The organism is Pseudomonas sp. KCJK9111 (assembly GCF_046231935.1).
GTDB lineage: Bacteria > Pseudomonadota > Gammaproteobacteria > Pseudomonadales > Pseudomonadaceae > Aquipseudomonas > Aquipseudomonas parafulva_B.
On the sequence record NZ_JBJJMO010000011.1, the window covers coordinates 11,992 to 37,588 of the forward strand.

Sequence of the window (25,597 nt, forward strand, 5' to 3'; positions counted from 1 at the left end):
CCGGAGTGCCGGACGCAGCGAGGTTCGCTGCCTGGAAAGGTCTCCTCTCTCTCAGCCAAAAGTAGCCATGCACGAACAATACACGCCCCGTGATATCGAAGCCGCCGCCCAGACATTCTGGGACGAGCAACAATCGTTCGCTGTTACCGAACAGCCAGGCAAGGACACGTACTACTGCCTGTCGATGTTCCCGTACCCGAGCGGCAAGCTACACATGGGCCACGTGCGCAACTACACCATCGGCGACGTGATTGCCCGCTACCAGCGCATGCTGGGCAAGAACGTCCTGCAGCCAATGGGCTGGGACGCTTTCGGCATGCCTGCCGAAAACGCGGCGATGAAGAACAACGTCGCCCCGGCCAAGTGGACCTACGAAAACATCGACTACATGAAGACCCAGCTCAAGAGCCTGGGCCTTGCCATCGACTGGGCCCGCGAGGTCACCACCTGCAAGCCCGACTACTACCGTTGGGAGCAGTGGCTGTTCACCCGCCTGTTCGAGAAGGGCATCATCTATCGCAAGAACGGCACCGTTAACTGGGACCCGGCTGACCAGACCGTGCTGGCCAACGAACAGGTCATCGACGGGCGCGGCTGGCGCTCTGGCGCGCTGATTGAAAAGCGCGAAATCCCAATGTACTACTTCCGCATCACCGACTATGCCGACGAGCTGCTGGAAAGCCTCGACGAGCTGCCGGGCTGGCCTGAGCAGGTCAAGACCATGCAGCGCAACTGGATCGGCAAGTCCCGCGGCATGGAAGTGCAGTTCCCGTACGATCAGGCCAGCATTGGCCACACCGGCACGCTGAAAGTCTTCACCACCCGCCCGGACACGCTGATGGGCGCCACCTACGTGGCAGTCGCCGCCGAGCACCCGCTGGCCACCCAGGCGGCCCAGGGCAACCCGGCGCTGCAAGCCTTCATCGACGAATGCAAGGGCGGCAGCGTGGCCGAAGCGGACATGGCCACCCAGGAAAAGAAGGGCATGGCCACTTCCCTGCTGGTCGAGCACCCGCTCACCGGTGAGAAGCTGCCGGTATGGGTCGCCAACTACGTGCTGATGCACTACGGCGACGGTGCAGTCATGGCTGTGCCAGCCCACGACGAACGCGATTTCGAGTTCGCCCGCAAGTACGACCTGCCGGTCAAGGCCGTGGTGCGTACCAGTGCCGGTGACGAGGTGGGCGCCCAGTGGCAGGCCGCCTATGGCGAGCATGGCCAGTTGATCAATTCCGGCGAATTCGACGGCCTGGATTTCGCCGGCGCCTTCGACGCCATCGAAGCGGCGCTGGTGCGCAAGGACCTGGGCAAGTCCCGCACCCAGTTCCGCCTGCGCGACTGGGGCATCAGCCGCCAGCGTTACTGGGGCTGCCCGATTCCGATCATCCACTGCCCGTCTTGCGGCGATGTGCCGGTGCCAGAAGACCAGTTGCCGGTTACCCTGCCCGAAAACGTGGTACCGGACGGTGCAGGCTCGCCGTTGGCGCGCATGCCCGAATTCTACGAATGCAGCTGCCCCAAGTGCGGCACTGCGGCCAAACGCGAAACCGACACCATGGACACCTTCGTCGAGTCCTCGTGGTACTTCGCGCGCTACGCCTCGCCCAACTACGAGGGCGGCATGGTAGACCCGAAAGCGGCCAACCACTGGCTGCCGGTCGACCAGTACATCGGCGGCATCGAACATGCCATCCTGCACCTTCTGTATGCGCGCTTCTTCCACAAGCTGATGCGTGACGAAGGCCTGGTGACCTCGAACGAGCCGTTCAAGAACCTGCTGACCCAGGGCATGGTCGTGGCCGAAACCTACTACCGCGTCGCCAGCAACGGCGGCAAGGACTGGTTCAACCCGGCCGATGTCGAAGTCGAGCGCGATGCCAAGGCCAAGATCGTCGGCGCACGCCTGAAGACCGATGGCCTGCCGGTTGAAATCGGCGGCACCGAGAAGATGTCCAAGTCCAAGAACAACGGCGTCGATCCCCAGTCGATGATCGAGCAGTACGGCGCCGATACCTGCCGCCTGTTCATGATGTTCGCCTCGCCGCCCGACATGAGCCTGGAGTGGTCCGACTCAGGTGTGGAGGGCGCCAGCCGCTTCCTGCGCCGCGTCTGGCGCCTGGCTCAGGCCCACGTTGCCCAGGGCTTGCCTGGCAAGCTGGAGGTGGCAACCCTGGATGACGCGCAGAAAGTGATCCGCCGCGCCATCCACGCCGCCATCAAGCAAGCCAGTACCGATGTAGGCCAGTACCACAAGTTCAACACCGCCATCGCCCAGGTGATGACCGTGATGAACGTGCTGGAAAAGGCGCCGCAGGCCACCGCGCAAGACCGTGCCCTGCTGCAGGAAGGCCTCGAAGCCGTCACCCTGCTGCTTGCCCCGATCACGCCGCACATCTCCCACGAGCTGTGGAAGCAACTGGGCCATGACCAGGCCGTCATCGATGCCGCCTGGCCTGCAGTGGATGAAGCCGCGCTGGTACAGGACACCGTGACCTTGGTGGTGCAAGTCAATGGCAAGCTGCGTGGCCAGGTCGAGATGCCAGCCGCAGCCAGCCGCGAAGAAGTCGAAGCCGCCGCGCGCAGCAACGAGAATGTCCTGCGCTTCATCGATGGCCTGGCTATCCGCAAGGTCATCGTGGTGCCGGGCAAACTGGTCAATATCGTCGCCAACTGATGGCAACGCCCGTTCGCAGGCTCTGCGCACGGGCGGAACAGGCTCACGAGGGAGCAACAACATGATCAAACGCAATCTGCTGGTAGTTGGCCTGGCGGTCATGCTCAGCGCCTGCGGGTTCCAGCTGCGCGGCACGGGCACCAGCGAAATGAGCGTCAAGGAGATGGACGTCAGCGCGCGCAACGCCTACGGCCCGACCGTGATTCAACTGCGCGAAGTGCTCGAGCGCAGCGGCGTGAACGTCCACGCAGGCGCGCCGTACCGCCTGGTGCTGACCAACGAACAGGAGCGCCAGCGCGCCGTTACCTACAATAGCGGCAACCGCACGGCGGAGTTCGAGCTCACCACCGAGCTGGACTACAGCATCCAAGGCCTGAACAACCTGGAGCTGACCAGCGACAAGGTCGAAGTGCGCAAAGTCTATGTGCGTGACGCCTCGAATATCACCGGTTCCGAGCAGGATGCCAAACGCGCCCGTGACGAGATGCGCCGCGACCTGGTCAATGCCATGATCGTGCGCCTGCAAAACCTCACCCCTGCCCAGCTCGATGAATTGCAGCGCAAGGCCGATGAGCGTGCCAAGGCCGAAGCGGATGCGCTGGAAGCCGCGCGTCGCCAGCAGGCCGAGACACCGCAGCAGTCGCCGCTGGAAGTGCCGGGCAACTGAGCCCGTGCAGGGCGCCGTCTGGCGCCCTGCCCCCGATGCCATGAAACTCGCCCCCGCTCAACTCACCAAACACCTGCAAGGCTCACTCGCGCCCGTCTACGTGGTCAGCGGCGATGACCCGTTGCTGTGCCAGGAAGCGGCCGACGCCATCCGCAGCGCCGCCCGCCAGCAAGGTTTCGACGAGCGCCAGGTATTCAGTGCCGATGCCAACTTCGATTGGGGCACCCTGCTGCAAGCGGGTGCGAGCCTGTCGCTTTTCGCCCAGCGACGCCTGCTGGAACTGCGCCTGCCCTCGGGCAAGCCGGGTGACAAGGGCGCTGCCGCATTGCTGGAATACTGCGCCCGCCCTGCCGAAGACACGCTGCTGCTGATCAGCTTGCCAAAGCTCGATGCCAGCGCGCAGAAGACCAAATGGGGCAAGGCACTGGTCGAGGGTGATCATTGCCAGTTCATCCAGATATGGCCCGTGGACGCGCATCAGTTGCCCCAATGGATCAATCAGCGGCTGCAACAGGCAGGCCTGAGTGCCCAGCGTGACGCCGTGGACCTGATTGCTGCGCGCGTGGAGGGCAACTTGCTCGCGGCTGCGCAGGAAATCGAAAAGCTCAAGCTGCTGGCCGAGGGCAACGTCATCACTCTGGAAACGGTCCAGGCCGCGGTGGCGGACAGCGCGCGCTTCGACGTCTTCGGGCTGGTCGACGCCATTCTCAAGGGTGAAGCCGCCCATGCCTTGCGCATGCTCGAAGGCCTGCGCGGCGAAGGCGTGGAGCCCCCGGTGATCCTCTGGGCCCTGGCCCGTGAACTGCGGCAACTGGCGGGCCTGGCCCAGCAGTTCAGCCAGGGCGTTCTCCTGGACAAGGCCTTCAGCCAGGCACGTCCACCCATCTGGGACAAACGCCGCCCTTTGGTCAGCAAGGCCCTGCAGCGGTTACCCGCGCAGCGCTGGTCGCAGCTGCTGCAGGACGCCCAGCGTATCGACGCCCAGATCAAGGGCCAGGCGCAAGGTTCTCCCTGGACAGGCCTGGCGCGCCTGGTGCTACTGATGGCCGGCCAGCGCCTAGCGCTGCCTGCCCAATAGTCGAAGCCCTGCCTATAGAGCCCGCGCTTGTCGGCCATCGCCGGCAAGCCGCCTCATGAGGCCTGGATAACACTCACGACCATATAAACAATCAATTGGCCTGCCCACGGCCAAGCCTGCACAGTGCAGCCCGCACTGGCCCAACGCAGGAACCACCTTCATGAGCAAAAAACCAAACAAGCAAGGCCATAACAAGGCCAAGTCCATCGTCGCCCAGCCCCTGTTCCGTTGCCGTCAGGAACGGCCGGAGAAAGGCAAGGGCAGCTACCGCCGCGAAGCCTTCCAATCGAGAGATTGGGAGGCTTCTTACTTTTTGGCGGCATGAAGGCATCCGTAGCGCAGGCATGATATGGTCATCACCTGACCTGCAGACCTGGACCTGTGCATGCTCTACCGTCTTTTTCCTCGTTGGGAAACCCGCCAGCTCGTTGCGGCCTCCAGCTTCATCCTGCTCGTTGCCTGTGCGGAAAAACCCACGGCAGCCGATGCATTGCCCCTCGCCCAGGCGCAGCCGGCACCTGTCGTGAATGCACCTGGCAAGGCGCCAGACAGCAACCCAGATATCCAGCCGTCCCAAACCTTTGCCCAGTGGCAAGCAGGTTTCCGCCAACAGGCCCTGCAAGCGGGCATTGCCCCGGAAATTTTCGACAAGGCGTTTCTCGGCGTTACGCCGGACATGGACGTGATCAAGGCTGACCGAAGCCAGCCAGAGTTCACCCGGCCAGTTTGGGAATACCTGGAAGGTGCCTTGTCCCCCGTGCGCGTACGCAACGGCAAAAGGCTGCTGGAGCAGAACGCCGAGCTCCTGACCCGCCTGGAACAGCGCTACGGCGTTGATCGCCAGATCCTGGTCGCGGTATGGGGCATGGAAAGCAACTTCGGCCAGTTCCAGGGCAGCAAGTCAGTGATCCGCTCCCTGGCCACCCTGGCCTACGAAGGGCGACGCCCACAGTTTGCGCAAGACCAGCTGATTGCCGCCCTGCAGATCATCCAGCACGGTGATATTCAGCCTGAAGCAATGCGCGGCTCCTGGGCCGGCGCCATGGGCCAGACCCAATTCATCCCGACCACCTACAACACCCATGCCGTGGATTTCGACGGCGATGGCCGCCGCGATATCTGGAACAGCACGCCCGATGCCTTGGCCTCCACTGCACACTACCTGCAAAGCTCAGGCTGGAAGCGTGGCCAACCCTGGGGGTTCGAGGTGCAGGTACCGGCAGGCTTCGATTATTGGCAAGCTGACGGGACCTCGCGCAAGCCGATCGCCGAATGGTTGGCCATGGGCCTGACACTGCCTGCTGGTACGCAATTGCCAGCCGGTAGTAATGAGCTGCCAGCCGCCCTGTTGCTGCCCGCTGGCGCGCGAGGCCCGGCATTCCTGGTTCTCGACAATTTCCGCGCCATCCTCAAATACAACAACTCATCGGCCTACGCGCTGGCCGTCAGCCTGCTGGGCGATCGCTTCACCGGCTGGGGCTTCATCGCTGGCAACTGGCCCAAGGACGACACCCCCCTGAGCCGCAGCGAGCGCATGGAGTTGCAGAACTTGCTCAATGCCAAGGGCTTTGAGGCGGGCAACGCCGATGGGATCATTGGCGCCAACACCCGCAAGGCCATCCGTAATGCCCAGCAGGGCCTGGGCTGGCCAGCCGATGGCTATCCGACGCACAAGCTCCTGGAGAGCCTACGGTAGCCGCAGGCTCGCGCTTACTGGCAACAATGCGGGTCCCCCTAGGCACGGTAACCGTGACCCTGGGGTGGCCTTGGCGCCAGGCTCATGCCTGGAACAGCGCCTGCTCCAGCACCAGGCGCTGCCGCTCGCTGTCCAGCGTTACTCGAGCACCTAGCGGCAGGCAGATATTGGGGTCACAGTGCCCACTGCGCCATCCGGCCAGCACAGGGACGCCCAGTGGGCCGAACGTGTCGCGCAGCAGCGGTGCCAGCGCCGCCGCGGTAATACCAGCAAAGTCCCCTACCAGCACACCCCTGATGCCTTGTAGCTTGCCGGCTAGCCGTAACTGCGTCAGCAGGCGATCGACTCGGTACAACGGCTCGTTCACGTCTTCGATGAACAGGATGCAGCCCTGGGTATCCAGCTCTGCCAAGGTCCCAAGGGTCGCACCCAGCATCGACAAGTTCCCACCCAGCAGCGGGCCACTGGCAAGGCCAGGGACGACCGTGTGCAAGGGGAACTGCGCCGGGTGCGTGATCGGCTCACCGGCTGCCACCTGCCCGCTCAACTGCGCCACCAGCGACGATTCGGTCGGTGCCTGCTTGCCACCCAGCAGGTCGGCGTTGAGCATGGCCCCGTGGAAGCTGATCATCCCTGTGTGACGGTAGAGCGCCGCATGCAAGGCGGTGATATCGCTGTAGCCAATCAAAGGCTTGGGGTGGTGTTGCAACAGCTCGAAATCGAGCTTGTCCAGCAGGCGCATGCTGCCGTAGCCGCCACGCATGCACAGAACCGCGTCGATGGACGGGTCCCGGAAGGCGTCGTGCAGATCCTGTAGCCGCTGCGCATCGGCGCCTGCCAGGTAGCCCTCGGACTGAGTCGCACCCGGATAGACCCGGCAGCGGTAGCCGCGCTCGGCGAACCACTGGGCCGCTTTGTGCACATCCAGACGCGCCGGGCCTGCCGGGGCAACCACGGCAAAGCAGGCATCGGGCTCAATGGCCTTGCGCAGTGGCAAGGCAGAAGGTTCTACGCAGTTCATCGGCAACTCCATACGGCTTGTCACAAACAGCTTACGGCTTTGCTGGCTGAAAAAAAAATGCCGACGCGGCCTTGCGGCGCATCGGCATTTCTCTTTTTACGGTCAGATCAGAGTTTGATCTTGGCTTCGTGCGCTTGCTGGTCGGCATGGTAGGACGAGCGCACCAGCGGGCCGGAAGCGACGTTCTTGAAGCCCATGCGGTAGCCTTCCTCGGCGAACCAGGCGAAGGTGTCAGGGTGCACGAAACGCTGCACCGGCAAGTGGCTGCGCGATGGCTGCAGGTATTGACCCAGGGTGAGCATGTCGATGTCGTGCTCGCGCATGCGGTGCATGACCTCGATCACTTCTTCGTCGGTCTCGCCCAACCCGAGCATCAGGCCGGACTTGGTAGGCACATGCGGGACCAGTTGCTTGAACTTCTGCAACAGGTCCAGCGACCAGTCGTAGTCCGAACCCGGGCGAGCGGCCTTGTACAGACGGGGCACGGTTTCGAGGTTGTGGTTGAACACATCCGGCGGCTCCTGAGCCGTGATCGCCAGCGCGACGTCCATACGGCCCCGGTAATCCGGCACCAGGGTTTCAAGCTGCACGCCTGGCGACAAAGCGCGGATTTCGCGGATGCAGTCGGCGAAATGCTGGGCGCCGCCATCGCGCAAATCATCACGGTCAACCGAGGTGATGACCACGTACTTCAGGCGCAGGTCGGCAATGGCCACCGCAAGGTTCTTCGGCTCGTCCACGTCCAACGGCTTGGGACGGCCATGCCCCACGTCGCAGAACGGGCAGCGGCGCGTGCAGATGTCGCCCATGATCATGAAGGTGGCGGTGCCGCCCGAGAAGCACTCGCCCAGGTTCGGGCAGGAGGCCTCCTCGCAGACGCTGTGCAGCTTGTGCTTGCGCAGCAGTTGCTTGATGCGGTCTACCTCGGGCGAGACCGGGATACGCACACGGATCCAGTCAGGCTTCTTGGGCAGCTCGTCGGTGGGGATGATCTTGACCGGGATGCGCGCGACCTTGTCGGCACCTCGCAGCTTGACCCCGGCTTCGACCTTCTTGGGGGCGGAGCGCGGCGTAGCGTCCTGGGTTGGGATCAGGTTCGGCACGGCTTCTTGCACAGTAGTCATATTCAGTCGATTCCGCCCGTGAGGGTCGTCTGCTCTGCGTAGTCGAGGTGCTTGACCAGCTGTTCGCGCAGCCTTGTCCTGACCTCGTCGAGTTCGATCGGGCCTGCCAGGTCACGCAGCTGGGTCATCGCCAGCCCCGCATAACCGCAGGGGTTGATTCGGCAAAAGGGCGCCAGGTCCATGTCCACGTTCAGGGCAAGGCCATGAAAGGAGCGGCCGTTGCGGATACGCAGGCCAAGCGAAGCGATCTTCGCGCCGTCCACATACACACCGGGTGCATCGGGTTTGGCAGCGGCCTGCACCGCGTAGCCATCGAGCAAAGCGATCAGGCTGCGCTCGATGCGGCTGACCAGGTCGCGTACGCCAAAGCCCAGGCGGCGTACATCCAGCAGCAGGTAGGCCACCAGCTGGCCTGGCCCATGATAGGTCACCTGGCCACCACGGTCGGTCTGCACCACGGGGATATCGCCCGGCACCAGCAGGTGCTCGGCCTTGCCAGCCTGCCCTTGCGTGAAGACCGGCGGGTGTTCGACCAGCCAGACTTCATCCTGGGTATCGGCAGTGCGCTGCTCAGTGAAACGCCGCATGGCCTCGAGCACCGGCTCATAGGGCTGCAGGCCAAGTTCGCGGACACCGAGGCAGCCGGGCATCACAGCACCATTTTCACGATGCCGGTGGCACGCAGGGCGCTGTTGATGTCGTGGAGCTGGTTTTCGCTTTCGGCCACGATGTGCAGTTGCACGGTGGTGTACTTGCCTTCCTTGCTCTGGCGTTCGGCCAGCGTGGAAAGATCGACCTTGGCGTATTTGCTGAGCACTTCGATCACGGTGTCCTTGAAGCCGACACCGGTGTCACCAATGACTTTGATCGGGTAGTCGGCACAGGGAAATTCGATTTTATGAGACTTGACGTCTGGTTCGCTCATGGCGGAAACGGCCTCGCAAGCCGTGGCAACAACACCCCCGCGATCACGCGGGGGTGTGCAGGTCACGTGTCAGTTGAACAACCCGTAGAAGAATAGACGGATGCTATCCCACATACGGCGGAAGAAACCACCTTCCTCGACGCCATCGAGGGCGATCAGGTCGGCGCTGTGAACCACTTTGTCGTCCAATTTGACTTCAACCTTGCCGATCACGTCACCCTTGGCAATGGGTGCGGTCAGTTGCGGGTTCATGGTCATCGAAGCCTGCAGGCGCTTGAGCTGGCCCTTGGGCATGGTCATGGTCAGGTCTTCGGCAAGGCCTGCCTTGACTTCGCTGGTGGCGCCTTTCCAGACCGGCGCCTTGGTCAGCTCGGTGCCTTTCTGATAGAAGGTCTGGGTTTCGAAGAAGCGGAAACCGTAGGTCAGCAGCTTCTGGGTTTCGGCAGCACGGGACTGCTCGCTGTTGGTACCGAACACCACGGCGATCAGGCGCTGCCCGTCACGTACGGCCGACGCCACCATGCAGTAGCCAGCCTCTTCGGTGTGGCCGGTCTTCAGGCCGTCCACGGTCTTGTCACGCCACAACAGCAAGTTGCGGTTAGGCTGCTTGATGTTGTTCCAGAAGAACTCTTTCTGCGAATAGATGGCGTAGTGAGCCGGGTCGACGTTGATGATCGCACGGGCCAGGATCGCCATGTCGTGAGCAGAAGAATAATGCTCCGGGTTAGGCAGGCCGGTGGGGTTCATGAAGTGACTGTTGGTCATGCCCAGGTCGGCAGCGGTCTTGTTCATCATGTCGGCGAACGCGTCTTCGCTGCCGGCGATGTGCTCGGACAGGGCGACGGACGCATCGTTGCCGGACTGGATGATGATGCCGTGCAGCAGGTCGCTGACGGTCACCTGGCTGCCCACCTTGATGAACATGCGCGAGCCGCCGGTGCGCCAGGCGTTTTCGCTGACGGTCACCGGGTCGTTTTCGCCGATCTGGCCACGGCGGATGTCCAGCGTGGCGATGTAGGCGGTCATCAGCTTGGTCAGGCTGGCTGGCGGAAGACGCTCGTCACCGTTGTTCTCGACCAGCACGTTGCCGCTGGACGCGTCCATGAGTACGTAGGACTTGGCTGCCAGTTGAGGCGGCGCGGGCGTCATCTGCTCGGCCGCGAAGGCTACCGGAGTGAGCAGGAGCAATACGGGCAAGCAAAGTCGTTTGGCAAGGTTGGTGATGTTCATCCGTCTCTCGAAAATCGCTTAATGGTCTGGAGATGTTTTCTGGGCAAGCACACGGCCCAGCACCGGTCAGTCTAGTTATTGGCCTGAGGCCTGGCCCGGCAACGTGCGACAGGGTGCCGCTGCGGGCAAAACCGGCATTGTACATGGCTGGGCCTGTCAATTCATGACAAAACCGCCACATTGCACCGTGCTTGCCCGTGGGTGAACCCCACACGCAGGCTGTTCATACCGTGCGCGAGGGGTCGGTCACCCTGTCGGGACGCCTGGTCAGTCAGCTGTGACCAGCTTGGCCTGCCCCAGGTTCGCCAGGCGAATGCTGTTCTGCGCCTGCTGGACTTCACCCTGGCTGTTGATCGGCCCCAGGCGTACACGATGCAATGTCTGCTGGTTACGCACGACCGAGCTGATGAACACCGGTGCGCTGACCATGCTGCTGAGCTTGGCGCGCAGCAGCTCGGCCGCATCCGGGTTGGCGAAAGCGCCGACTTGCAAGAAGCTGCCGCCAGTGCCAGCAGGCACGTTGTTGCCGCCCACCTGCACCGGCACCACCGGTGCTGCATGCTGCTGTGGCGGCGGCGTCCACTGCTCTACCCGACCGGAGCTGGCCGGGATCGCCTGGGTCTGGGCCACCTGGGGCTCCTTGAGCACCATGGGTGGCGTCTGGCCACGTTGCGCCCACCACTGCTGGGGGTCGATGCCTTCAACGCGCACATGGGCAGTGCCGATCTCGGCGTAGCCCAGCTTCTTCGCCGCCGCGTACGACAAGTCGATGATGCGATCGGAATAGAACGGGCCGCGATCGTTCACCCGCAGGATAACGCTGCGACCGTTAGCCAGGTTAGTCACCTTCACATAGGCGGGCAGTGGCAGTGTCTTGTGCGCGGCACTCATGCCGTACAGGTCGTACAGCTCGCCGTTGGCGGTGTTCTGGCCATGGAACTTGGTGCCATACCACGACGCCGTGCCCTCGGCGCGGTAGTTGCGCGCATCCTGCATCGGGTAGTAGGTCTTGCCCAGGACGGTGTAGGGGTTGGCCTTGTAGTTGCCGGTGTGCAGGGTGGGCGTGGCATCGGGGATCTTGTTGACGTCCACATCCCACCACGGCGCACCGTCCTTGTGGGCACGGTTGATGTCCAGGCCGGGCTGGCTGCGCACCACGCTCGCACCGCTGGAACTCTTGGGCGCCGGGCGGCTGGAGGAGCAACTGACCAACGCCAGGCCGATGGCTGCGCAGGTGATCAGTTTGAAGGAAGTGGTAGAGAAAATTGCGCGCATTAGTTGACGCCCCGTGCTTGGACCAGCTGTTGCGCAAGCTGATGCACCGCCATGGCATACATCACGCTGCGGTTGTAGCGAGTGATCGCGTAGAAATTCTTCAGCCCCACCCAGTACTCGGGGCCGTTCTCACCTTCCAGGCGGAAGGCCGTGACGGGCAGATCATCGCGCAGCGAATCATGAACCGACCAGCCAAGGGCACGCAACTCTCCGACCGTGCTGGCCGGCTCGATACCGGTGGTCAGGCCTTGATCGGCGCGCTCGCCCTGCACGGTTGCGCGGCTGACCACTTCCTGTCCGGCCATCCAGCCATGGCGCTTGAAGTAGCTCGCCACGCTGCCGATGGCATCATCGGGGTTGGTCCAGATGTTGATGTGCCCATCACCGTCGAAGTCCACGGCGTAATTGCGAAAGCTGCTGGGCATGAACTGCGGCAGCCCCATGGCCCCGGCGTAGGAGCCTTTAAGGGTCAGGGGATCGAGTTGTTCTTCACGGGCCAGCAGCAGGAACTCACGCAGTTCCTTGCGGAAGAATTCGGCGCGGGGGGGATAATCGAAGCCCAGGGTGGACAACGCGTCGAGCACCCGGAAGTTGCCCGTGTTGCGCCCGAAGAAGGTTTCAACGCCAATGATCGACACGATGTATTGTGCCGGCACCCCGTATTCCTGCTCGGCCCGCGCCAGCACGGCTTCGTGCTGACGCCAGAAGTCCACGCCCCGCGCGATGCGCGCGTCGGTGAGGAACATGGGGCGATATTCCTTCCAGGGCTTGACCCGTTCGGCGGGCCGCGAAATCGCATCGAGGATCGACTGCTTGCGCTGCACTTCACGGAACACGCCCATCAGTTGTTCTGGGGCAAAACCATGGTCGCGGCTCATCTGGCCAACGAATTCGGCCACCTGGGGCGAGTTGTCGTAGTCGCCGGCCTCGGCCAGCTGTACAGCGCCAAACAGGCTCACCGCACCAAACCACGGCGCACAACGGGTAGCCCAGTTACGCACTGCTTGCATGTAATTGTTCACCTTATTCAAACCTGTGCGATCCACTTTCGATGCGTGTGGATCGACATCAGAACGCCAAACGCTGACAGCAGCGTCACCAATGAAGTTCCGCCATAGCTAATGAAGGGCAACGGCACGCCGACGACGGGCAAAAGGCCACTTACCATCCCGATATTGACGAACACGTATACAAAGAACGTCATGGTCAAACTGCCTGCCAGCAGCTTGCCGAACAATGTCTGTGCCTGCGCCGTGATCATCAGGCCCCGCCCGATCAGCAGCAGGTAGACGATCAGCAACAGGCAAATGCCCACCAGGCCGAACTCCTCGCCCAGCACGGCGATGATGAAGTCGGTGTGGCTTTCAGGCAGAAAGTCTAGGTGCGACTGGGTGCCCAGCAGCCACCCCTTGCCGAACACGCCGCCAGAACCAATCGCTGCCTTGGACTGGATGATGTTCCAGCCCGTACCCAGCGGGTCGCTCTCCGGGTCGAGGAAGGTCAGCACCCGCTGCTTCTGGTAGTCGTGCATCACGAAGAACCACATGGCCACCGCCACCGGCACCGTGGCCGCCAGCACGCTGAGAATCCAACGCCAGCGTAGGCCGCCCATGAACAGGACGAAGGCACCGGAGGCCAGGATCAGCAACGCCGTACCCAGGTCCGGCTGGCGCACGATCAGGATGAACGGCACGCCAATCAATACCAGGCTGATGGCCACATGCTTGAGGTGCGGCGGCAGGGTGCGCTTGGACAGGTACCAGGCGATGGTCGCCGGCATGATGATCTTCATGAACTCGGAGGGCTGGAAGCGAATCACCCCGGGTATGTTGATCCAGCGCGTCGCACCCATGGCGTTGTGGCCCATCACGTCCACCACCACCAGCAGCAACACCCCGGTGAGGTAGGCCAGTGGCACCCATCGCGCCATGAACCGTGGCTCGAGCTGGGCGATGACGAACATCGATACCAGGCCGATGCCAAACGAGGTGGCCTGCTTGAGCAACAGGTCCCAGTTCTTGCCGCTGGCCGAATACAGCACGAACAGGCTGCCTGCGGCCAGCGTCAGGAGGATGATCAGCAAAGGACCATCGACGTGAATGCGCTGCAGGAAGCTGGCGCGCCGACGCATCACATCCTCGCTGGAGAGCATGCGATCGAAATTGTTCATCACAGCGGCGACTCCTGAGTAGCGGTAGCCGGCGCAAGCTCAGGCTTGAGCCGGCCGTTTTCGTCCAGCAGCCAGGCATCCATGATCTGGCGCACCACTGGCGCAGCCACCCCAGAACCCGACTCACCGTTCTCGACCATCACCGACACCACGATCTTGGGGTCGTCTGCCGGAGCGAAGGCCACGAACAAGGCATGGTCGCGGTGACGCTCCTGAAGTTTGTTGCGGTCGTACTTCTCGCCCTGCTTGATGGCCACCACCTGGGCGGTACCACTTTTGCCGGCGATGCGGTATTGGGCGCCGATGGCGGCTTTGCGGGCAGTACCGCGCGCGCCGTGCATCACCTGCTCCATGCCATGGGTCACGCGCGCCCAATCGGCCTTGTCGCGCAGCACGATGTCCGGCATCGGGTTTTCGTCCACCGGCGGCTCCCCTTCGATGGTCTTGGCCAGGTGCGGCCGGTTCCACACACCCTTGTTGGCAATCAGCGCCGTCGCCTGCGCAAGCTGCAGGGGCGTGGCCTGCATGTAGCCCTGGCCGATACCCAGGATCAGGGTTTCGCCCGGGAACCAGGCCTGCCGGCGCGTGGCCCGCTTCCATTCCCGCGACGGCATCAACCCTGCGGATTCTTCGAACATGTCCAGCGACACCCGCTGGCCGATGCCGAACTTGTTCATATAGCTGGACAACCGGTCGATGCCCATCTTGTGGGCCAGGTCGTAGAAGTAGGTGTCGTTGGAACGCATGATGGCGGTATCCAGGTCTACCCAGCCGTCACCCGAGCGGTTCCAGTTACGGTATTTGTGATCGTAGTTGGGCAGCTGGTAGTACCCAGGGTCGAACACACGGCTGCTTGGGGTCACCGCGCCGCTGTCCAGGCCGGCGATCGCCACGGCGGGCTTGATCGTCGAGCCGGGCGGGTAGAGGCCGCGCAGGATGCGGTTGAACAGCGGCCTGTCGATCGAATCACGCAGTTCGGCATAGGCCTTGAAGCTGATGCCAGTGACGAACAGGTTGGGGTCGAAGCTGGGCTGGCTTACCATGGCGAGCACTTCACCGGTGCGTGGGTCGAGTGCAACCACCGCGCCACGGCGCCCGGCCAGGGCGGCCTCGGCCGCTTCCTGCAACTTGATGTCCAGGCTCAGCACGATGTCCTTGCCAGGCTTGGGATCGGTACGCTTGAGCACCCTGAGCACACGGCCGCGGGCGTTGGTCTCGACTTCTTCGTAGCCGACCTGGCCGTGCAGCGTAGCCTCGTAGAACCGCTCGATGCCGGTCTTGCCGATGTGGTGCGTGCCGCTGTAGTTCACAGGGTCCAGGGTTTTGAGCTCTTTCTCGTTGATACGCCCGACGTAGCCCACCGAATGCGCGAAATGCGCCCCCTGTGGGTAGTGACGTACCAGCTGGGCGACCACTTCCACCCCTGGCAAGCGGAACTGGTTCACCGCCACACGGGCGATCTGTTCCTCGTTGAGTTCGAACAGGATAGGTACCGGCTCGAACGGCCTGCGCCCCTGGCGCATGCGCTTTTCGAACAGCGCGCGGTCGTCTGAGGTGAGTTCCAGTATCTCGACGATGCTGTCCAGTACCTGCTGCCAGTCTCCGGCACGCTCCCGGGTCATGGACAGGCTGAAGCTGGGCCGGTTGTCGGCGATCACTACCCCGTTGCGGTCGAAGATCAGCCCGCGTGTCGGCGGGATCGGCTGCACGTGCACCCGGTTGTTCTCCGACAGCGTGGAGTGGTAGTCGTACTGGATGATCTGCAGGTAGTACAGCCGCGCAATCAGCACGCAGATGAGCAACATGACCGCCACGGCGCCGACCACGACGCGGTTGCGCACCAGACGGGCGTCTTTTTCGTGGTCCTTGAGGCGGATCGGCTGCGACATCGGGCTGCTTACAAGCTCATTTGTGGTAGGGGTGGCCGGACAACACCGTCCAGGCCCGGTAAACCTGCTCGCCGATCAGTATCCTGACCAGCGGGTGCGGCAAGGTCAGCGGCGACAGGGACCAGCGCTGATCGGCGCGGGCGCACACTTGCGGCGCAAGCCCCTCGGGCCCGCCCACCATCAAATTCACCGTGCGCGCATCCAGGCGCCAGCGGTCCAGCTCACCTGCCAGCTGCTCGGTGCTCCACGGCTTGCCATGAACCTCAAGGGTCACGACGCGTTCGCCGGGTTGCACCTTGCTGAGCATGGCGTCGCCCTCCTGGCGAATCAGGCGGGCGACGTCGGCATTCTTGCCGCGTGTGTTCAGCGGTATTTCCACCAGCTCGAGCGAAAGTTCGGCCGGCAGGCGCTTGACATACTCATGCCAGCCCTCCTCGACCCACTTCGGCATGCGCGAGCCGACCGCGATCAGGCGCAGACGCACGGCGCTTTCCTTATTCGCGATCTTTGAGCTTGTCGGAGTACTCGTGGACATGGTCCGGGCTGTGGTGCTTGCCATCGGCGGCGCGGCTCTGCTCGGCACCCTGCCACAGGCGTTCGAGGTCGTAGAACTGGCGTGCAGCCGCGGTCATCATGTGCACGATGACATCGTTGAGGTCCAGCAGCACCCAATCGCTGTCGCCCTTGCCTTCTTCACCCAGCGGCTGGGCGCCCTTGGCCTTGACCGCCTCGCGGACCTTCTCGGCCATGGCGTTGATCTGCCGGTTGGAGGTACCGGTGGCGATGATCATGTAATCGGTCAGGCTGTGCTTGTCACGCACGTCGATGACCTGGATATCCTGGGCCTTGACGTCTTCCAGCGCTGCCGTGGTCACTGCGACCAGTTCGTCGCCGTAAATTTTCTGCTTGGTCATATAAAACTCGTTCAACTCGTAGGATGAGGTGCCAGGGGCACCGTCAGTTGGGCGCACGATACAGTTCGTGCGCCTCGATGTAGGCCAGTACGGCGTCCGGCACCAGGAACCTCACCGACCTGCCGCTGGCCAGCAGCTGTCGGATCTGTGTAGCCGACACCGCAAGCGGTGTCTGCCAGACGAACGAAATGTTTCCCGCCGGGCCGGACATGGCGGTGGGATCGCTCTGCGAACGGGCAGCCAGCAGGTTGCGCAGTTCGTCGGGGGGGTCTACGTCCGCATCCGGGCGTTGCAGCACCAGGATGTGGCAGTGTTGCAGCAGTTCTTCCCAGCGGTGCCAACCCGGCAGTCCGCAAAAGGCGTCCCAGCCCAGCACCAGGAACAGCTGGTCGTCAGCGGCAAGCTCGGCACGGATCGACTCCAGCGTATCAATGGTGTACGACGGTTTGTCCCGTGCCAGTTCACGTGCGTCCACGCTCAGGCCTGCAACGCCCGCGACGGCGCCCCGCACCATGGCCAGACGATCATGCGCGGCCACTTGCGGCGTGTCTCGGTGCGGCGGGCGAGCATTGGGCAGCAGGCGCAGCTCGTCCAGGGCCATGAACTCGGCGACTTCCAGCGCACTGCGCAGATGACCGATGTGAACCGGGTCGAAGGTGCCGCCAAGAATGCCGACGCGGCGCACTGCCTGGGCCTGATTCAACTCAGCAGGACTCCTGGCCGCGCAGTTGACCGTCGCCGATCACCACGTATTTCTCGCACGTCAGGCCTTCGAGGCCGACCGGGCCACGGGCGTGAAGCTTGTCAGTGGAAATGCCGATCTCGGCACCCAGGCCATATTCGAAGCCGTCGGCGAAGCACGTCGGGGTATTGAGCATGACCGAGGCCGAGTCGACCTCCGCCATGAACTGGCGCGCCTGCCCCTGATGCTCGGTGATGATCGAGTCGGTATGGTGCGAGCCATAGTGGTTGATGTGCTCGATGGCCTGATCCAGGCCTTGCACCACACGGATGGACAGTACTGCATCGAGGTACTCGGTGTGCCAGTCATCTTCGCTGGCCGCGTGCGCGTCGATCAGCGCACAGGTACGCTCGCAACCGCGCAACTCAACGCCCTTTTCCTGGAAGCGGCGCGCCATCTCGGGCAGGAAGCGCTCGGCGACCTGCTGGTCCACCAGCAGTGTTTCCATTGCCCCGCAGATGCCGTAACGGTAGGTCTTGGCGTTGAACGCCACGCGCCAGGCCTTGTCCAGGTCGGCATGCTGACTGACATAGACATGGCAGATACCGTCGAGGTGCTTGATGACCGGTACCCGGGCGTCGCGGCTGATGCGCTCGATCAGGCCCCGGCCGCCGCGCGGCACGATGACATCGACGAACTCGGGCATGCTGATCAGCGCGCCCACCGCCTCGCGGTCGGTGGTTTCCACCACCTGGACCACGGCCGCGGGCAAGCCTGCCGCCGCCAGGCCGCGCTGGATGCAGGCGGCAATGGCGCGGTTGGAGTGGATGGCTTCGGAGCCGCCGCGCAGGATGGTGGCATTGCCTGACTTCAGGCACAGGCTGGCCGCGTCGATGGTGACGTTCGGGCGTGATTCGTAAATGATGCCGATGACGCCCAGCGGCGTGCGCATCTTGCCGACCTGGATACCCGATGGGCGGTAGCTCATGTCGCGAATGGCGCCGACCGGATCAGGCAGGCTGGCCACCTGGCGCAGGCCGGTGATCATGCCATCGATGCGCGCCGGGGTCAGGGCCAGGCGGTCGAGCAACGCGGCTTCCAGCCCGGTGGCACGGCCATGGGCCAAGTCCTGCTCGTTGGCTGCAATCAGCGCATCACGCCCTGCATCTAATGCGTCGGCGGCAGCGTGCAGCGCACGGTTCTTCTGCGCGGTACTGGCACGGCCAATTACCCGGGAGGCTTCACGGGCTGCGCGACCCAGGCGGGTCATGTAGTCAAGAACGGACTCAGTCATGGGCTCGGTGTCTTGGCGGTGGGGAAACGGCTGATTATAACTGTCGCGCAGGTGTACGCCCAGCGGTGGGTGGCGGATGGTAAAAAAAGCTGTGGGTAATCCGTAGGAAAGATGTAACCGGGCTTATCCATAAGAACGCAGGACTCTGTGGAAATTGCTGACGTGCGCCGTCGCATATTCGCAGGTTTCAGATTCGGTTAAGGTAGCGCTTGTTACCCTCATGCCTTTAGCCTGCGAAGCCCTTGCATGCCAGCACTGCCAGACAGCTTTTTCGACCGCGACGCCCAGACATTGGCCAAAGCCCTGCTGGGCAAGGTCATCCGCCACCGCCAGGGCAACCTGTGGCTCGCCGCCCGTATCATCGAGACCGAGGCCTATTACCTCGCCGACAAGGGTAGCCATGCGTCGTTGGGCTACACCGAAAAGCGCAAGGCGCTGTTTCTCGATGGTGGGCACATCTATATGTACTACGCCCGCGGCGGCGACTCCCTGAACTTCAGCGCCCAGGGCCCCGGCAATGCGGTGCTCATCAAGTCTGCCTACCCGTGGCAGGATGACCTTTCCGGGCCCGACAGCCTGGCGCAGATGCACCTGAACAACCCCGACGCCAGCGGCAACCTGCGCCCCGTCGAGCGCCTGTGCGCAGGGCAGACGCTGTTGTGCCGGGCGCTGGGCCTCAAGGTGCCACAGTGGGATGCGCAGCGCTTCGACCCGCAGCGGCTGTATGTGGACGACTGCGCCAACCCGGTGCCCCGGGTGATCCAGGCAGCGCGCCTGGGCATTCCCCACGGGCGTGACGAGCACCTGCCGTACCGCTTCGTCGATGCCGCGTACGCCCGGTTCTGCACGCGCAACCCATTGCGGCGCGGCCAGGTCGAAGGCCGTGACTTCTCCATCATCGAACAAGAGAACTGAACCATGGAACAATGGCTCGACGGCCTGACCGGTTGGCTGGGCGCCAACCCACAGTGGCTGGGCGTCGCGATCTTCCTGGTCGCGTGCATCGAATGCCTGGCCATCGCCGGCATCATCGTCCCCGGCACGGTGCTGCTGTTCGCGGTAGCCGTGCTGGCAGGCAGCGGCGTGCTGGGCCTTGGCGAGACCTTGCTGCTGGGCTTTTTGGGCGGGTTACTGGGTGACGCGCTGTCCTACATGATCGGCAAGCATTTCCACCAGAACATTCGCCGCCTGCCGGTGTTGCGACACCACCCGGAATGGATCGGCAGCGCCGAAACCTACTTCAAGCGCTATGGCATCGCCAGCTTGCTCGTAGGCCGTTTCATCGGCCCATTGCGGCCCATGCTGCCAATGGTCGCAGGCATGTTCGACATGCCCCTGCTGCGGTTTATCGTCGTTAGCCTGGTAGCAGCCGCAGGGTGGTCGATCGCCTACCTGCTGCCCGGCTGGGCCACTGGCGCTGCCATGCGCCTGCCCCTGCCCGAAGGCTTCTGGCCCCAGGCCGGCATCATTTTTGGCACGCTGGCGGTGATCATCGGCCTTAGCCTGAGCACCAGCATCCGCGACCGCCGGCACGGCACACGGCTGATTGGTGCCCTGTGCCTGCTGGCCTTGGCCGGGGTATTTCTTGGTTGGCCCTACCTGCACGCCTTCGACGACGGGGTGATGACCCTGGTCCAGGAGCATCGCAGCCAGGCCATCGACGGCGCCGTGGTGGTGGTGACGCGGCTCGGGGATTTTCGCACGCAATTCTTTCTGGGCGGGCTGCTGACAGGTTTGCTGCTGGTGGTGCGTCAGTGGCGGCACGCTTTCTTCGCCGCTGGGGCGCTGATGGGTACCGCCATCGCCAACGGCACACTCAAGTGGCTGTTCGCCCGGGCCCGCCCGGAGGTGCTGACCGACCCGCTGACCAGCTACAGCATGCCCAGCGGCCACAGCTCGGCGTCGTTTGCGTTCTTTCTGGTGCTGGCGGTGCTCGCCGGCCGCGGCCAGCCACCGCCCATGCGCCTGACCTGGATCATGCTGGGCTGCATTCCGGCATTGGCCATCGCCCTGTCGCGGGTGTACCTGGGTGCACACTGGCCCACCGACATCCTGGCCGGTGCCCTGCTGGCCTGCTGCGTCTGCGCGATCAGCCTGACGTTGTCCCAGTACCGGCAGACCCTGCCGGCCCTGCCCCTGAAGGTCTGGTGGCTGGTGTTGCCGGCCTGCATCGCCTTGCTGGCCTTCTTTGCCACCCACGCCCTGCCCCACGCGCTGCTCAGGTACCAGTACTGACGCCCGGCGCTATTTAGGCAAACAGCTCACCCTGGATGCGCTCGAGCAACCTGTGGATCTCGCCCAGCCGCTGCTCGGGCGAGTCCTGGGCCAGCAAGTCCAGCTTGTCTTGCTCGGTGAAGGGCAGCAGATAGGCCAGTTGGTTGGCCAGCGCCTGACGCCCGCCCACGGGCCGGGGCATGTCGAGCGCCTCGACCATCGGGTGTTCGCCCAAGGCCAGCAGCAGCGCCAGCAAATCGTCGTCCGCTTCCTGCAAGGGGCTGTCTTCAAGATCAGGCAGCCACTGCACCTGCCCCACCAGCAGCTGATCCTTGAGCACTTCGGTGGCCTGCAGATCGAAACGCCGCACGCCTTCGACGCGAATGCCCAAAAGGCCGTTTTCCTGCTGGACGAAATCGCGGATCACGGCCTCGCAGCCTATGGACGCCACCACGGGCGGCGCCTTGCCGACCTGCTCGCCCTCCACGATGCAGACCACACCAAAGCCTTCGCCTTGTTTCATGCACCGCCCAATCATGTCCAGGTAGCGGGCTTCGAAAATCTGCAGGTCGAGAAAACACCCTGGAAACAGCACGGTGTCGAGGGGAAACAGCGGTAGCATCATCATCACTCCTCAAGCCACCAGGCTGACGGCCAGCGGCAAGAACACTGCCGTTGCCACGCCCATCAGGCTCATCGCCAGCGCGGCGAAGGCGCCGCATTCGTCACTTTCCTGCAAGGCCACCGAGGTGCCGACCGCGTGGGCCGTAATGCCCAGGGACATGCCCCGCGCTTCAGGGCTGAGCACACCGCAGCGGCTCAACAAGGCAGGCCCGAAAATGGCCCCGATCACCCCGGTAATCAGCACGAAGACCGCAGCTAGCGCCGCCACCCCACCGATCTGCTCGGCTACCAGCATCGCGATGGGCGAGGTGACGGACTTGGGTGCCATGGTCATCAGGATCATGTGCTCGGCGCCAAACCACCACCCCAGCAACAGGCAACACACCGTGGCGAACAGGCCTCCGAGTACCAGCGTAGTCAAGGTCGGCCAGAACAACTGACGAATGCGCCGCAGGTTCAGGAACAGCGGCACCGCCAAGGCCACGGTGGCAGGGCCCAGCAGGATGTTCATGATTTCGGTGCTCTTGCGGTATTCGGCGTAGTCGATGCCGCACAGCAGCAGTACGCCGATGACCAGCGCCATCGACACCAGCACCGGCTGCAGGAAGATCCAGCGGGTCTTCTCATACCCGGCCAGCACCAGCTGGTAGGCCCCCAAGGTCACGCCAATGCCGAACAACGGGTGGTGGACCACTGCATTCACTGCGCCTTGCCAGTCGAGCATCATGGCTGGTCCTCGCGCCGGGCCTGACGATGAATGAGTTTCTGCATCAGCACGCCCACCACCACCAGCGTCAGCAGGCAGGAAATCAGCAGCGCACCGACAATGGCCCAGAAGTCGGCGGCGATGTCGCGGGCATACACCATCACCCCCACGGCAGGAGGCACCAACAACAGCGGCAAGTAGCGCAGCAGGCTGCCGGCAGCTTCGTTGAGGGGGGCCCCCACCTCGCCGCGCACCATCAAAAAGCCCAGCAGTAGCAAAAGGCCAATGATCGGCCCCGGCAAGACGGGAACCAACAGATGATTGACTGCCGTCCCCAGCAGCTGGAACAGCACCAGCCAGGTCAAACCCCGCAACAGCATAACGTTCTCCTTCAGGCGTGCGGCTCATTATAAGCATGGGCACGCTGCCAGCGCCGAGCGCAACTTGACCGGCCCGGCCAGGCGTGTTGATCTTGCACGCACGTACCATTTCATACCCATGAGGTTCACCATGCCGCTAGTGCCGGTCAACGCGCTTACCCAATACATCGGCAAGTCCCTCGGCCACTCGGCCTGGCTGACCATCGACCAGCAGCGTATCGACCGTTTCGCCGAGGCGACTGGCGATCATCAGTTCATCCACGTCGACCCGCAGCGAGCGGCGCAGACCGTGTTCGGCTGCACCATCGCCCATGGGTTTCTGACCCTGTCCCTGATACCTGCGCTGATCGAAGACATCCTGGTCTTGCCACAGGGCTTGAAAATGGTCGTCAACTACGGCCTGGACAGCGTGCGCTTCATCCAGCCGGTGAAGGTCGACAGCCAGGTGCGCCTGCATGTCGAGCTGGCCGATGTGCAGCAAAAGCGCCCCGGCCAATGGTTGCTCAAGGCCATCGCCACACTGGAGATAAAAGACGAGGACAAGCCCGCCTACCGGGCCGAATCCCTGTCCCTGTGCTTTGTCTAGGCACCGGCACCTGGCAGGCGCAGGCGTCTCTACAAACCCCACGCACTCGCGTAAACTGCCAGGCTCCCGCGCAGCCTTGGGCTGCCCTTCTGGATCTATCAAAGGTACACGCCATGCCCTGGCTGCAAGTACGTCTGGCCATCAGCCCGGAACAAGCCGAAACCTACGAAGACGCGCTGCTGGAAGTCGGCGCGGTGTCGGTCACCTTCATGGACGCCGAAGATCAACCCATCTTCGAGCCAGACCTCAATACCACGCCGCTGTGGTCGCACACCCATCTGCTGGCCCTGTTCGAGGCCGACACCAATCCCGAGCAGGTATTCGCGCACCTGCGCCTGCTGACGGGGGTCGAGCTGCCCCAGCACCAGGCCGAAGTGATCGAAGACCAGGACTGGGAACGCAGCTGGATGGACAATTTCCAGCCGATGCGCTTCGGCCGCCGGCTGTGGATCGTGCCCAGCTGGCACGATGCCCCGGAAAAGGAGGCCGTGAACCTGTTGCTCGATCCTGGCCTGGCGTTCGGCACGGGCACGCACCCCACCACGGCGCTGTGCCTTGAATGGCTCGACGGTCAGCAACTGCAAGGCACCCAGGTCCTGGACTTCGGCTGTGGCTCGGGCATTCTGGCCATCGCTGCACTGCTGCTGGGCGCGCGCGAAGCGGTAGGCACGGACATCGATGTGCAGGCCATCGAGGCCTCTCGCGACAATGCCCAGCGCAACGGCATTGCCGACGAGCTGTTCGCGCTCTACCTGCCCGAGCACATGCCTGCCATGCAGGCCGACGTGCTGGTGGCCAACATCCTGGCCGGGCCATTGGTGTCGCTGGCACCGCAACTCAGCGGCCTGGTTCGCCCAGGCGGCCTGCTGGCGCTGTCGGGCATCCTCGCCGAACAAGGTGAAGAAGTGGCTGCCGCCTACGCTGCCGATTTCGACCTGGACCCCATCGTCGTTCGCGATGGCTGGGTGCGAATCAGTGGTCGCCGCCGCTAGTCGAACCTAGAATAGCCCTCAGCACAGCCTCCGGATCGCCGCATGACCGACAGTTTCGTCACCCAGTGCCCGCATTGCCAGACCAGCTTTCGTGTCACCCACCACCAGTTGAGCGTGGCCCGTGGCGTGGTGCGTTGCGGCCAGTGCCTGCAAGTGTTCAATGCCGCCAAGCAGCTGCTGGCGCAGAACCGCAGCGCCCCCCCTCAGGCGAACCCGCTGCCGGCAACCGAGGCAGCGCCGTCGCCTGCCGCGCCCACCCCCGCGCAAGGGCACCCCATCGCGCCGGACGACGAGGCCTGGGCCCAGACCGCCCAGGCCTTGGACGAACTCGATCTGGACAAGGAACTGGAGCGCCTGGAACGCCGCCACACGCCTGTACAGGTGGGTGAGGCCGACCAGACGCCCGTGCTGCAGGCACGGCGTCACGAAGAGGACACAGAGGAACACCTGGACGAGGTCTTCGGCACTGCAGCCGGCGAGCCGTTCGAACCGGAACAGGCTGACGCCGCCCCCGTGCTCAAGCCCGCCCCCCAGGCGGATTCACGGCGCGAGGCACGTACCGAGCCGACCTTCACTGCTGACCTGGACACCGATGCAGAAGGTGAGCCGCCGCTGGGCAGCATCGTTACGAATGAAGATGAGCCGAAACTGGGAGCGCCGCTGCGCCCCGGTGACGATGACGATGTGTCGATTGCCGGCCTCACCGCGCACGACGACGAACCTTTGGCAACTAGCCTGCGCGCCGACGATGAAATCGACGAGGCGCCGTTGCCCATGGGGCGTCTGGAGCCTGAAGTCACTGACAAGGTCGAACGCCCAAGGCGCAAGGAACCCCTGGTGGATGTGGTGGACGACCCGCTGCAACTAGGCTGGGAGAAACCGGCCCCGGCCTGGGGCAAGCGTTTGTTGTGGGGTGGCTTGACGCTGATCGCTGCCGCCACGCTAGCCTTGCAGTATGTGTGGTTCCATTTCGACGAGCTGTCCCGACAGGACCAGTATCGCCCACTGTTCGAGCAGGTGTGCCCGGTTGTGGGCTGCCAGGTCCCCTCTCGCGTCGATGTGAACCGGATCAAGAGCAGCAACCTGGTGGTGCGCAGCCACCCGGACTTCAAAGGGGCGCTGATCGTGGACGCCATCATCTATAACCGCGCACCTTTCGCCCAACCGTTTCCACTGCTCGAACTGCGCTTCTCGGACCTCAACGGCCAACTGATTGCCAGTCGCCGCTTCAAACCGGCCGAATACCTGTCCGGGGAGCTGGCCGGACGCGGCGAAATGCCCAGCCAGACCCCGATCCACATCGCGCTGGATATTCTCGACCCAGGTCAGCGAGCGGTGAACTACAGCCTGAGCTTTCGCTCGCCGGAATAAACCCAGGCGGCCTACCCGGTACGCTGCCGGCACGCCGGCCATGATGCCGCTTGTCCGGGTCTGACGACCCGGAGCCCAGGGTGCA

26 protein-coding genes are annotated in these 25,597 nt (G+C 63.7%); 10 read left to right on the top strand and 16 right to left on the bottom strand.

The features are described 5' to 3' along the window. Window positions 1-67 precede the first annotated feature (67 nt). From leuS to ACK59L_RS06790, 5 genes are all read left to right on the top strand, one after another. Window positions 68-2,674: a leucine--tRNA ligase gene (leuS, locus tag ACK59L_RS06770; protein ID WP_167339490.1), complete on the top strand. Its 2,607-nt coding sequence runs from the start codon at window positions 68-70 to the stop codon at window positions 2,672-2,674. 61 nt (window positions 2,675-2,735) lie between these two features. Beyond that, window positions 2,736-3,341, top strand: a complete 606-nt coding sequence (gene lptE, locus ACK59L_RS06775; RefSeq protein ID WP_145253609.1) for an LPS assembly lipoprotein LptE — start codon at window positions 2,736-2,738, stop codon at window positions 3,339-3,341. 40 nt (window positions 3,342-3,381) lie between these two features. Continuing rightward, window positions 3,382-4,419, top strand: coding sequence for a DNA polymerase III subunit delta (gene holA / locus ACK59L_RS06780; RefSeq protein WP_409272576.1), 1,038 nt, complete (start codon window positions 3,382-3,384; stop codon window positions 4,417-4,419). 160 nt (window positions 4,420-4,579) lie between these two features. Next, window positions 4,580-4,744 carry an alternative ribosome rescue factor ArfA gene (gene arfA, locus ACK59L_RS06785; RefSeq protein WP_027915252.1) on the top strand — a complete coding sequence of 55 codons (165 nt, stop codon included), beginning with the start codon at window positions 4,580-4,582 and terminating at the stop codon, window positions 4,742-4,744. A gap of 60 nt (window positions 4,745-4,804) precedes the next feature. Continuing rightward, entirely contained in the window at window positions 4,805-6,115 is a 1,311-nt protein-coding gene (locus ACK59L_RS06790) for a lytic murein transglycosylase (protein WP_409272578.1), read from the top strand. A gap of 82 nt (window positions 6,116-6,197) precedes the next feature. On the opposite strand, the gene ACK59L_RS06795 is transcribed toward ACK59L_RS06790, so the two are convergent. The 13 genes from ACK59L_RS06795 to ACK59L_RS06855 form a co-directional block, all read right to left on the bottom strand. Continuing rightward, window positions 6,198-7,136, bottom strand: coding sequence for an LD-carboxypeptidase (locus tag ACK59L_RS06795; protein WP_409272581.1), 939 nt, complete (start codon window positions 7,134-7,136; stop codon window positions 6,198-6,200). Between the two features lie 107 nt (window positions 7,137-7,243). Further along, window positions 7,244-8,260: a lipoyl synthase gene (gene lipA / locus ACK59L_RS06800; RefSeq protein ID WP_058603537.1), complete on the bottom strand. Its 1,017-nt coding sequence runs from the start codon at window positions 8,258-8,260 to the stop codon at window positions 7,244-7,246. 2 nt (window positions 8,261-8,262) lie between these two features. Then, window positions 8,263-8,910 (bottom strand): lipoyl(octanoyl) transferase LipB, encoded by a 648-nt coding sequence (gene lipB, locus ACK59L_RS06805; protein ID WP_027915256.1) that lies wholly within the window; start codon window positions 8,908-8,910, stop codon window positions 8,263-8,265. Beyond that, entirely contained in the window at window positions 8,910-9,185 is a 276-nt protein-coding gene (locus ACK59L_RS06810) for a DUF493 domain-containing protein (RefSeq protein WP_058603535.1), read from the bottom strand. The genes lipB and ACK59L_RS06810 overlap by 1 nt, the downstream gene beginning before the upstream one ends. A 69-nt stretch (window positions 9,186-9,254) precedes the next feature. After that, window positions 9,255-10,415, bottom strand: a complete 1,161-nt coding sequence (locus tag ACK59L_RS06815) for a D-alanyl-D-alanine carboxypeptidase family protein (protein ID WP_023534573.1) — start codon at window positions 10,413-10,415, stop codon at window positions 9,255-9,257. A gap of 267 nt (window positions 10,416-10,682) precedes the next feature. After that, window positions 10,683-11,690 (bottom strand): septal ring lytic transglycosylase RlpA family protein, encoded by a 1,008-nt coding sequence (locus tag ACK59L_RS06820; RefSeq protein WP_058603534.1) that lies wholly within the window; start codon window positions 11,688-11,690, stop codon window positions 10,683-10,685. Then, window positions 11,690-12,700, bottom strand: a complete 1,011-nt coding sequence (gene mltB, locus ACK59L_RS06825) for a lytic murein transglycosylase B (protein ID WP_144966937.1) — start codon at window positions 12,698-12,700, stop codon at window positions 11,690-11,692. The genes ACK59L_RS06820 and mltB overlap by 1 nt, the downstream gene beginning before the upstream one ends. A gap of 17 nt (window positions 12,701-12,717) precedes the next feature. Then, on the bottom strand, window positions 12,718-13,821 hold the full coding sequence (gene rodA / locus ACK59L_RS06830; protein ID WP_042139378.1) for a rod shape-determining protein RodA: 1,104 nt from the start codon (window positions 13,819-13,821) through the stop codon (window positions 12,718-12,720). Window positions 13,822-13,859: 38 nt separating this feature from the next. Beyond that, the gene (mrdA, locus tag ACK59L_RS06835) at window positions 13,860-15,749 is read right to left on the bottom strand and encodes a penicillin-binding protein 2 (protein ID WP_409272585.1); all 1,890 of its coding nucleotides are present in this window, start codon (window positions 15,747-15,749) and stop codon (window positions 13,860-13,862) included. Between the two features lie 16 nt (window positions 15,750-15,765). Continuing rightward, window positions 15,766-16,233 carry a 23S rRNA (pseudouridine(1915)-N(3))-methyltransferase RlmH gene (gene rlmH / locus ACK59L_RS06840; RefSeq protein ID WP_023534514.1) on the bottom strand — a complete coding sequence of 156 codons (468 nt, stop codon included), beginning with the start codon at window positions 16,231-16,233 and terminating at the stop codon, window positions 15,766-15,768. A gap of 10 nt (window positions 16,234-16,243) precedes the next feature. Continuing rightward, window positions 16,244-16,663 carry a ribosome silencing factor gene (gene rsfS / locus ACK59L_RS06845; RefSeq protein ID WP_027915263.1) on the bottom strand — a complete coding sequence of 140 codons (420 nt, stop codon included), beginning with the start codon at window positions 16,661-16,663 and terminating at the stop codon, window positions 16,244-16,246. Window positions 16,664-16,706: 43 nt separating this feature from the next. Continuing rightward, a complete protein-coding gene (gene nadD, locus ACK59L_RS06850; protein ID WP_078477933.1) occupies window positions 16,707-17,366 on the bottom strand; it encodes a nicotinate-nucleotide adenylyltransferase in 660 nt (219 codons plus the stop codon). Between the two features lies 1 nt (window position 17,367). Beyond that, a complete protein-coding gene (locus ACK59L_RS06855; protein WP_144966940.1) occupies window positions 17,368-18,639 on the bottom strand; it encodes a glutamate-5-semialdehyde dehydrogenase in 1,272 nt (423 codons plus the stop codon). A gap of 246 nt (window positions 18,640-18,885) precedes the next feature. On the opposite strand from ACK59L_RS06855, the gene ACK59L_RS06860 reads away from it, so the two are divergent. Then, window positions 18,886-19,554: a DNA-3-methyladenine glycosylase gene (locus tag ACK59L_RS06860; protein WP_196136076.1), complete on the top strand. Its 669-nt coding sequence runs from the start codon at window positions 18,886-18,888 to the stop codon at window positions 19,552-19,554. 3 nt (window positions 19,555-19,557) lie between these two features. Further along, window positions 19,558-20,874 carry a bifunctional DedA family/phosphatase PAP2 family protein gene (locus ACK59L_RS06865; RefSeq protein ID WP_409272589.1) on the top strand — a complete coding sequence of 439 codons (1,317 nt, stop codon included), beginning with the start codon at window positions 19,558-19,560 and terminating at the stop codon, window positions 20,872-20,874. A 13-nt stretch (window positions 20,875-20,887) separates the two neighbouring features. Here ACK59L_RS06865 and ACK59L_RS06870 read toward each other — a convergent pair whose 3' ends face one another. Genes ACK59L_RS06870 through ACK59L_RS06880 form a run of 3 tightly spaced genes read right to left on the bottom strand, consistent with a single transcriptional unit; the run spans window position 20,888 to window position 22,563 of the window. After that, entirely contained in the window at window positions 20,888-21,478 is a 591-nt protein-coding gene (locus ACK59L_RS06870) for an LON peptidase substrate-binding domain-containing protein (protein WP_409272591.1), read from the bottom strand. Between the two features lie 9 nt (window positions 21,479-21,487). After that, on the bottom strand, window positions 21,488-22,204 hold the full coding sequence (locus tag ACK59L_RS06875; RefSeq protein WP_058603527.1) for an LrgB family protein: 717 nt from the start codon (window positions 22,202-22,204) through the stop codon (window positions 21,488-21,490). Then, window positions 22,201-22,563 (bottom strand): CidA/LrgA family protein, encoded by a 363-nt coding sequence (locus tag ACK59L_RS06880; RefSeq protein ID WP_023534554.1) that lies wholly within the window; start codon window positions 22,561-22,563, stop codon window positions 22,201-22,203. Before ACK59L_RS06880 ends, ACK59L_RS06875 begins: the two co-directional genes overlap by 4 nt. Window positions 22,564-22,693: 130 nt before the next feature. On the opposite strand from ACK59L_RS06880, the gene ACK59L_RS06885 reads away from it, so the two are divergent. From ACK59L_RS06885 to ACK59L_RS06895, 3 genes are all read left to right on the top strand, one after another. Continuing rightward, on the top strand, window positions 22,694-23,149 hold the full coding sequence (locus ACK59L_RS06885; protein ID WP_196136074.1) for a MaoC family dehydratase: 456 nt from the start codon (window positions 22,694-22,696) through the stop codon (window positions 23,147-23,149). A 113-nt stretch (window positions 23,150-23,262) separates the two neighbouring features. Continuing rightward, window positions 23,263-24,141: a 50S ribosomal protein L11 methyltransferase gene (gene prmA / locus ACK59L_RS06890; RefSeq protein ID WP_058603525.1), complete on the top strand. Its 879-nt coding sequence runs from the start codon at window positions 23,263-23,265 to the stop codon at window positions 24,139-24,141. A 42-nt stretch (window positions 24,142-24,183) separates the two neighbouring features. After that, window positions 24,184-25,512, top strand: coding sequence for a DUF3426 domain-containing protein (locus tag ACK59L_RS06895; protein ID WP_409272594.1), 1,329 nt, complete (start codon window positions 24,184-24,186; stop codon window positions 25,510-25,512). The last annotated feature ends 85 nt before the right edge of the window (window positions 25,513-25,597 follow it).

Bases quoted from the DNA above. Each gene is read 5' to 3' on its own strand.
- leuS (WP_167339490.1), top strand. From the start codon at position 68: ATGCACGAACAATACACGCCCCGTGATATCGAAGCCGCCGCCCAGACA.
- lptE (WP_145253609.1), top strand. From the start codon at position 2,736: ATGATCAAACGCAATCTGCTGGTAGTTGGCCTGGCGGTCATGCTCAGC.
- holA (WP_409272576.1), top strand. From the start codon at position 3,382: ATGAAACTCGCCCCCGCTCAACTCACCAAACACCTGCAAGGCTCACTC.
- arfA (WP_027915252.1), top strand. From the start codon at position 4,580: ATGAGCAAAAAACCAAACAAGCAAGGCCATAACAAGGCCAAGTCCATC.
- ACK59L_RS06790 (WP_409272578.1), top strand. From the start codon at position 4,805: ATGCTCTACCGTCTTTTTCCTCGTTGGGAAACCCGCCAGCTCGTTGCG.
- ACK59L_RS06795 (WP_409272581.1), bottom strand. From the start codon at position 7,136: ATGAACTGCGTAGAACCTTCTGCCTTGCCACTGCGCAAGGCCATTGAG.
- lipA (WP_058603537.1), bottom strand. From the start codon at position 8,260: ATGACTACTGTGCAAGAAGCCGTGCCGAACCTGATCCCAACCCAGGAC.
- lipB (WP_027915256.1), bottom strand. From the start codon at position 8,910: ATGCCCGGCTGCCTCGGTGTCCGCGAACTTGGCCTGCAGCCCTATGAG.
- ACK59L_RS06810 (WP_058603535.1), bottom strand. From the start codon at position 9,185: ATGAGCGAACCAGACGTCAAGTCTCATAAAATCGAATTTCCCTGTGCC.
- ACK59L_RS06815 (WP_023534573.1), bottom strand. From the start codon at position 10,415: ATGAACATCACCAACCTTGCCAAACGACTTTGCTTGCCCGTATTGCTC.
- ACK59L_RS06820 (WP_058603534.1), bottom strand. From the start codon at position 11,690: ATGCGCGCAATTTTCTCTACCACTTCCTTCAAACTGATCACCTGCGCA.
- mltB (WP_144966937.1), bottom strand. From the start codon at position 12,700: ATGCAAGCAGTGCGTAACTGGGCTACCCGTTGTGCGCCGTGGTTTGGT.
- rodA (WP_042139378.1), bottom strand. From the start codon at position 13,821: ATGCGTCGGCGCGCCAGCTTCCTGCAGCGCATTCACGTCGATGGTCCT.
- mrdA (WP_409272585.1), bottom strand. From the start codon at position 15,749: ATGTCGCAGCCGATCCGCCTCAAGGACCACGAAAAAGACGCCCGTCTG.
- rsfS (WP_027915263.1), bottom strand. From the start codon at position 16,663: ATGACCAAGCAGAAAATTTACGGCGACGAACTGGTCGCAGTGACCACG.
- ACK59L_RS06855 (WP_144966940.1), bottom strand. From the start codon at position 18,639: ATGACTGAGTCCGTTCTTGACTACATGACCCGCCTGGGTCGCGCAGCC.
- ACK59L_RS06860 (WP_196136076.1), top strand. From the start codon at position 18,886: ATGCCAGCACTGCCAGACAGCTTTTTCGACCGCGACGCCCAGACATTG.
- ACK59L_RS06865 (WP_409272589.1), top strand. From the start codon at position 19,558: ATGGAACAATGGCTCGACGGCCTGACCGGTTGGCTGGGCGCCAACCCA.
- ACK59L_RS06870 (WP_409272591.1), bottom strand. From the start codon at position 21,478: ATGATGCTACCGCTGTTTCCCCTCGACACCGTGCTGTTTCCAGGGTGT.
- ACK59L_RS06875 (WP_058603527.1), bottom strand. From the start codon at position 22,204: ATGATGCTCGACTGGCAAGGCGCAGTGAATGCAGTGGTCCACCACCCG.
- ACK59L_RS06880 (WP_023534554.1), bottom strand. From the start codon at position 22,563: ATGCTGTTGCGGGGTTTGACCTGGCTGGTGCTGTTCCAGCTGCTGGGG.
- ACK59L_RS06885 (WP_196136074.1), top strand. From the start codon at position 22,694: ATGCCGCTAGTGCCGGTCAACGCGCTTACCCAATACATCGGCAAGTCC.
- prmA (WP_058603525.1), top strand. From the start codon at position 23,263: ATGCCCTGGCTGCAAGTACGTCTGGCCATCAGCCCGGAACAAGCCGAA.
- ACK59L_RS06895 (WP_409272594.1), top strand. From the start codon at position 24,184: ATGACCGACAGTTTCGTCACCCAGTGCCCGCATTGCCAGACCAGCTTT.